This window comes from Rhodovulum sp. PH10 (assembly GCF_000293785.1).
Taxonomy (GTDB): Bacteria; Pseudomonadota; Alphaproteobacteria; order Rhizobiales; family Xanthobacteraceae; genus Rhodoplanes.
Genome location: NZ_AKZI01000057.1, coordinates 1 through 890 on the forward strand (window position 1 = coordinate 1; position 890 = coordinate 890).

The window sequence follows — 890 nt, forward strand, 5'->3', positions numbered from 1 at the left end:
GCGGTGGTCGACTGGGCCGGCTGCATCACGTCGTGGGATCGCGAGCTGAGCGTGCTGAAGGAGCGCGTCGGACGTGCGCTGCCGCGAAGCGAGCTGCGGGAGACGGCGGGTGCGTTCATCGACGGGCTGCTCTCGGGCGTCGAGCGCAAGACCGGCTGGCTGATGTCGGAGACGGTCGGGGCGGAACGGCCCTACCGGATCCAGTCGCTGATCGGACGCAGCCGCTGGGACGCCGATCGGCTGCGCGACCACGTGATGGATTACGCAGTCGAGGCACTCGGCGATCGTGACGGCGTGCTGATCGTCGACGAGACCGGCTTCCTGAAGAAGGGCGAGCATTCGGTCGGGGTGGCGCGGCAATATTCCGGGACGGCCGGCCGCGTGGAGAACTGTCAGGTCGGGGTGTTCCTGGCCTATGCGAGCCGGTTCGGGCACGCACTGATCGACCGCCGGCTCTATCTGCCGGAGGCTTGGGCGGCCGACGCTGACCGACGTGAGAAGGCGTCGGTGCCGACGGAGATCGGCTTCGAGACCAAGCCCAAGCTCGCACGCAGCATGCTGATGGCCGCCCTCGATGCCGGGATCTCCTGCGCCTGGGTGCTCGGCGATGCGGTCTACGGCTCCGACAAGGGGCTGCGCATGGCGCTGGAGCAGCGTGGCCAGCCGCATGTGATGGCCGTGCGCGGCAACGAGCGCCTGATGGTGCAGCCGTTTGCATACGAGGCCGCCGCCGCGGTCGCGGCCCGCTTCCGGCACGCGACTGGCGCCGTCTGGCGGCGGCCCCCGGCGGCAAGGGACCGCGGCTCCATCACTGGGCTCGCGTGCGTCTGTTCCGTCTGCAGGGTAAGCGTCGTTTTGGCCCCACCTTCTGCGGATGGTCGTGAGGGCGG

Annotated in this window: 1 protein-coding gene; it reads left to right on the forward strand. The window is 69.9% G+C overall.

Translation table 11 applies throughout. The features are described from left to right. The coding region (locus A33M_RS10655) for an IS701 family transposase (RefSeq protein ID WP_192814104.1) at positions 1 to 890 on the forward strand (890 nt) is incomplete at both ends.